The organism is Wolbachia endosymbiont of Drosophila bicornuta, assembly GCF_028982105.1.
Taxonomy (GTDB): Bacteria; Pseudomonadota; Alphaproteobacteria; order Rickettsiales; family Anaplasmataceae; genus Wolbachia; species Wolbachia pipientis.
Window position 1 is genome coordinate 1 of record NZ_JAPQLF010000056.1, and the last position, 5906, is coordinate 5906.

A 5906-nucleotide genomic window follows, 5' to 3' on the forward strand; every position below is an offset into this window, starting at 1 on the left:
GTAAAGACATACAGTATCTATATACTGCAAAAAATTAAACATAAGACGCCGATACATTAAGTAATCCTTATCTTTTAATCTGCAGATTGGCGAAAGCAAATACAATAGCTTCAGTTTCATGATAAGGGGGCTGGCGGAGTTTGTCAAGCAAGTTTTTAGCCCTGTCTCCTTGCTATAATGTTCATATCGATAGAAAAGCAAAAGAATAGAATGAAATATCAAGTGATATCCTCTATAATTAAATTTTTTGAATGAAGAGATGACGGTTCGCGTAGGAATTAATGGTCTGGGTAGAATAGGCAGAGGCGTATTGCGTGCTATTTATGAAATAGAAAAGTATAGTGAGCAAATAGAAGTTGTAGCTGTAAATGGATCGCTCAGTGCAAAGCAGCATGCACATTTGATTAAATATGATTCTGTTCATGGCAAATTCAGTGGTGATATTGACTTTAATGAGTCTCAAAATTGGCTATCCATAAATGGCAAAAAGTTTTCTTTATATAGAGAACGGAGCCCTGAAAATATTCCTTGGAATGTTGATGTAATACTTGAATGTACTGGTGCATTCAACAAACGTGAAGAAGCAATAAGGCACAATGCAGAGAAAGTAATTGTCTCTGCTCCAGTTCCGGATGCTGATGTAACTATAGTTTATGGTGTGAATAATGATATGCTCAAAAAAGAGCATAAAGTAATATCAGCAGGTTCTTGCACTACAAATTGCCTTGCTCCGATTGTGAAAGTTCTACACTCCAGTTTAGGTATAAAAAGCGGTTTTATGACTGCTATACATGCCTACACGAATGATCAAAATGTTCTTGATGGTAATCATAAAGATTTGCGTAGAGCAAGGGCTTGCGGATTATCTATGGTGCCAACTACAACCGGGGCAGCAAAAACAATTGGTTCTATAATTCCTGAATTAAAGGGCAAGCTAGATGGCACTGCCGTCAGAGTTCCGGTTAGCAATGTTTCTATGGTTGATTTTACATTTACGACTGATAAGAAAGCGACCGTTAAAGAAATCAATGAAATGTTTAAGGATGCAGCTCTCTCCTCTACGTCATTCCAGCGCGTGACGCTGGAATCTAATTTCTGGATCCCAGTGTCAGCTACTCGGATGACATCAGAGGGTACTAGGATGACAGAGGGTTATCCAATGTTAAATGTACTTTCTATATGCGAGGAACCTTTAGTCTCAATAGATTTTGTGCATAACCCTTATAGTGCAATTGTGGATTTAACAGGTACATATGTTACAGGTGATATATGCAGGGTTGCAGCGTGGTATGACAATGAGTGGGCTTTTTCGCTGAGAATGTTAGACATAGCATTATTGAGCTATAGTAAAGTATGAACTGGAACTCAAGCAAATACGCCTCATTTTATGAGCACTTTGCGGAACTCAGAAAAAGAGTTATCTTTTGCTTTCTATTTTTTTGCGTTGCTTTTGGTTTTTGTTATTACTTTAAGGAAAATATATACCGTTTTTTACTCGCACCTTTAATAGAAGCAACAAAAGGTAGCGAAGGTTTTTCTTTAATTTACACAGACTTAACAGAGGCATTTTTTGTGTATCTCCAAGTTGCAATAATGAGCGCACTTTTGTTTTCTTTTCCTGTGTTTGCATGGCAATTTTATATGTTCTTAGCACCTGGGTTATATAAAAGTGAAAGGGCAGTGTTGTTGCCATACTTGATTGCAACACCGGTTTTATTTGTAACGGGAGCTACTGTAGTCTATTACTATATATTTCCTTTAGCCTGGAAGTTTTTCATCACTTTTGAACATAGTGGGAAATCTTTCGGTATACCAATAGAGTTTATGCCATCAGTTAGCGAATATTTAGACCTCGTTCTCCAATTTATGTTTGCTTTTGGCACTGCATTTCAAATTCCAGTAATACTCACATTAATGGTGAGAGTAGGGTTACTCACTACACAAAGTTTGTCAAATAAACGCAGAATCGCGATAGTGGTAATTTTTATTATCGCTGCAATCTTAACTCCACCTGATGTATTAAGCCAAGTAGGGCTTGCAATACCAATGCTGATTCTATATGAATTGTCCATTCTGATATGTAGGTATATTGAAAAAAAGAAGACAAAGATTTAAACAAAGGAATCCCTCTCATCTCCTTTATATCACATTTTTAACTTACAACATTCTTATTCAGGACTTAAATATGGAAACGTTTCATAAATTGATTGTAATACTTTGTTAAGTTCAGCCTTACTTTTGATGATCAATAATACTGTATCATCACCTGCTATAGTTCCTATAATTCCTATGTTTTTGCTATTATTTAATGAATAAATAACATACTTCTGATCTAGAAAGTAAGCTAGGCTGCTAGCTTGTCCTGGTTGAGTGTGTAGTACTATTAAACCAAAATCCGAAATTTGCATATTAAGTATTAATGGTAATCGATATTGGTTGATGTCAATTACTTTATACATACCAGCAACTTTGGCAATTTTAAGTTCTTTCAATTTTCTTGATAAAGTAGCCTGAGAAATGTTATACCCTCTTTTTTTGAGTAAGGTCTGTAAATCGCTCTGTTCTAAAATTTCATGATTTTGAATAATATTTAAAATATGTTCACCTAGTGTGTTGTCATGCATTATGCATTTTCCTCATATTGAATATGTAATAAGTATATTTGAAATTATATTCATTATTTCTTGACTATTCAATTTTTAATGTCTATATTCACAAGATGAATAAAATATGAATATAAATTAGTAATATGAAAAAATACATTTTAAATGCTATTATAGCGATAAGTATTCTATTAACAGGATGCAAGGAAGATAAACACGATAATATCATTAGATTTGCAATTTCTGCAGATTACCCACCTTTTGAATATTATGAAAATGGTAAATTTACTGGCTTTGACATTGAGCTTGCTCAATTAGTAGCAAAAGAGTTAGGTAAAGAAGCGATATTTAAAGATATGCAGTTTAGTACTATATTTGCAGCATTGCAAAGTAATTCTGTAGATGCTGCTATATCTACTATTGGTAGCACAGAAGAGCGTGAAAAAAATTTTGATTTTTCAAATAGTTATTATACAGGGGAATTTGGTATTCTATATCACAAAAATAAACCCATAGCCGGTATAAACAACTTAACTCACAAGAAGATAGCCGTTCAACTAGGAACTGTCATGGAAATTTGGCTAAAAGAGCATGTTCCTACAACAGCTCAAATTATTGCTATAGACAATAATAATCAAGCTGTAGAAACATTAAAGTCTGGTCATGTTGATAGCGTCCTAATTGATGAATTCCAAGGTAAAGTATTTAGCAAAAAAAATCCTGGTCTATCATGGTCAGCCATCGCTAAGTCAGATAATGGTTATTCTATTGCTGTGAATAAAGGATCTGATTTAAAGGATAAAATAAACGAGGCGTTAAAAAGTTTAGAAAGTAAAGGTGTAATACAAAAGATAGCAGAAAAATGGCTAGGAGATAACTGATGCAAGAATTAATTTCTAATTTCTTGTTTGTTGGAACAGGCCTTGCCTTTACTTTAAAATTATTGATTGGAGGACTGCTTTTAGGTATGAGTCTAGGAGTGTTATTTTCAGTACTCAGATATAATAAGATCTGTATTCCATTAATTAATGGAATTATATCTGTAATACGTGGCACCCCCCTTATATTACAGTTAAGTGTTGTTTATTTTATGACTCCAACCATTGCAGGAATTAAATTAAACATATTTAGTGCTGGCATTATAGCATTTGGTCTAAATAGCTGTGCTTATATTGCTGAGATTTTACGAGCTGGTATTGAAACTATATCAAAAAACCAGTTTGAAGCAGCTAAAACTTTACAAATACCTAGTTTCTATATGTGGAGAGATATTATATTACCACAAGTTATTAAAAATATTCTTCCTGCAATGATAAATGAGATCATTGCACTCCTTAAAGAAACGGCATTAATCTCTACTATTGGTGGTGTTGATATTATGCGCTCTGCGCAAATGCTTGCAGCAGAACAATTTACTTATTTTATACCACTTTGTCTTGCTGGGGCTTATTATTACGCTCTTGTATTACTAATTGAATATATAGGCAAAAAGATTGAACAGAAAGGTATATATGATAAAAATGCATAATGTTTGTAAATTATTTAATAATATTCCAGTACTTAATAATATTAACCTGATTATAGAACAATCTATAGTTGGTCTTGCTGGTCCTTCTGGTAGTGGTAAATCAACATTGTTACGTTGTATACAAAAACTCGAAGTTTTAGATTCTGGTAGCATTGAATGCAATGATAGTACTGGTTTTGTATTTCAGGATTTTCAACTTTTCCCACATATGACTGTCTGGGAAAATCTTACATATGCTCCCAAACTTAAAAACAAAACTCAGGATCAAAGTGATTCACTACTTGAGTCTTTGGGTATTGCCTCTAAAAAAAATGATTACCCTAGTAATCTATCCGGTGGGCAAAAACAGCGGGTTGCGATTGCCAGAAGCTTAATGATGAATCCAAGGATTCTATTATGCGATGAGCCAACGTCTGGTTTAGATGTAGCAACAATAGTCGACGTTGTGGAACTATTACAATCAGTTAGAGATATGGGTATTACTATGATTATCGCTTCTCACAATTTGGATTTTTTAACAAAAATATCAGATCGGATTATTCTGTTAAAAAACGGAAAAATAATTGTAGATATCAATCCTAAAGAAATTGATGAACCAACAAACTATTTAAAAAATAGTTATTAAAAGAGAATCACTCATATCATACTGAGAGCTATAACAGATCTTAGCATCAAAATTACATAATATACATTATGGAAAATAAATTACATAATATAAGAAGCAACGCTAAAAATAAAATCACATAATATAGCAAACTATAGCTAACCCAAGAAAGGTTTTCCTACGTCATACCGCCGCGATATCTCAGCATAGATTCCGCTAACAAGTAGCGGAATGACGAATTTTTGTTTTTCAAACTGTCGGTAAATCCATACGCGTCAAGTTAAGGAAATAAAGGTATGAAAGAGATAGAATAATAAGGTATAAGTTCTCCAAGATATACTTTTAGTGAGAGAACCAATGAATAAAATAACTTGCTTATCAAAAAAGCTCAAAGAATTTTTTAATGAAAAAGCAGAGGAAATCTCAATTACAACAAGGTTTATAAAAAGAAAGAGAAAGCTAAAAGGTTCATCATGCGTAAAAGCCATGGTCTTGGGTAATATAGGAGTTGATAATTGTAGCGTAGAAACAATGTGTCAATTACTAAACGAGGACTCGATAGATATAACAAAACAAGGTTTGGATTTTAGATTTACTGAAGAAGCAGTGGAATTTATGAAAAGGATGTATAATGAATCTGTGATTCTCTTTAAAAATATCTTGCAAGTTGATTGCAAAATCTTACAGCAATTTAATAGTGTTAAATTATTGGACAGTAGCTATGTTACTCTACCTAACAGTATGGAAGAGATGTATAAAGGTTATGGTACTAGCTACAGTGGCTATGAAAGCAATACTAAGTCTGGAATAAAGTTACAATTAGTTTTCGACTACATGAATCAGATAATAGACCAACTTAATTTAACGGAGTGGGTAAGATCAGACCAGGGATATAGGAAACATTTAAGTAATATATTAAGCAATGATTTGCTAATATCTGATCTCGGTTATTTTGTGCCAAGTTCTTTTAAACAAATCAATGAAATAGGAGCTTATTTCATAAGTCGTTATAAATCCGATACCAACATATATGATGTAGAAACAAATCAAAAAATGGAGTTATTAGAATGTTTAGAGGATAAGTTATTTTTAGAAAACGAGGTATTGTTAGGAAAAGAAGCAAAAATTAGAGTAAGAATTATATGTCAGAAACTAACTGAAGAACAGTATA

7 protein-coding genes are annotated in these 5906 nt (G+C 33.0%); 6 read left to right on the top strand and 1 reads right to left on the bottom strand.

Going from position 1 to position 5906, the window contains the following annotated elements; all coding sequences use genetic code 11:
- Window positions 1-259: 259 nt before the first annotated feature.
- Together OZD68_RS01165 and tatC are read left to right on the top strand one after the other, a co-directional pair.
- Window positions 260-1357 (top strand): type I glyceraldehyde-3-phosphate dehydrogenase, encoded by a 1098-nt coding sequence (locus OZD68_RS01165; RefSeq protein ID WP_182309365.1) that lies wholly within the window; start codon window positions 260-262, stop codon window positions 1355-1357.
- Complete coding sequence (gene tatC / locus OZD68_RS01170; protein WP_010962605.1) at window positions 1354-2115, top strand: twin-arginine translocase subunit TatC; 762 nt, start codon at window positions 1354-1356, stop codon at window positions 2113-2115. Before OZD68_RS01165 ends, tatC begins: the two co-directional genes overlap by 4 nt.
- A 53-nt stretch (window positions 2116-2168) precedes the next feature.
- On the opposite strand, the gene OZD68_RS01175 is transcribed toward tatC, so the two are convergent.
- Window positions 2169-2624, bottom strand: coding sequence for an arginine repressor (locus OZD68_RS01175; protein ID WP_064125001.1), 456 nt, complete (start codon window positions 2622-2624; stop codon window positions 2169-2171).
- A gap of 125 nt (window positions 2625-2749) precedes the next feature.
- Between OZD68_RS01175 and OZD68_RS01180 the strand changes: the two genes are divergently transcribed.
- The 4 genes from OZD68_RS01180 to OZD68_RS01195 form a co-directional block, all read left to right on the top strand.
- Window positions 2750-3484 (top strand): substrate-binding periplasmic protein, encoded by a 735-nt coding sequence (locus tag OZD68_RS01180; protein WP_077188142.1) that lies wholly within the window; start codon window positions 2750-2752, stop codon window positions 3482-3484.
- Window positions 3484-4131, top strand: a complete 648-nt coding sequence (locus OZD68_RS01185) for an amino acid ABC transporter permease (protein ID WP_182309366.1) — start codon at window positions 3484-3486, stop codon at window positions 4129-4131. Before OZD68_RS01180 ends, OZD68_RS01185 begins: the two co-directional genes overlap by 1 nt.
- The gene (locus tag OZD68_RS01190) at window positions 4115-4756 is read left to right on the top strand and encodes an amino acid ABC transporter ATP-binding protein (protein WP_182309367.1); all 642 of its coding nucleotides are present in this window, start codon (window positions 4115-4117) and stop codon (window positions 4754-4756) included. The genes OZD68_RS01185 and OZD68_RS01190 overlap by 17 nt, the downstream gene beginning before the upstream one ends.
- A 336-nt stretch (window positions 4757-5092) precedes the next feature.
- The coding region (locus tag OZD68_RS01195; protein ID WP_275008717.1) for an IS4 family transposase at window positions 5093-5906 on the top strand (814 nt) is incomplete at its 3' end.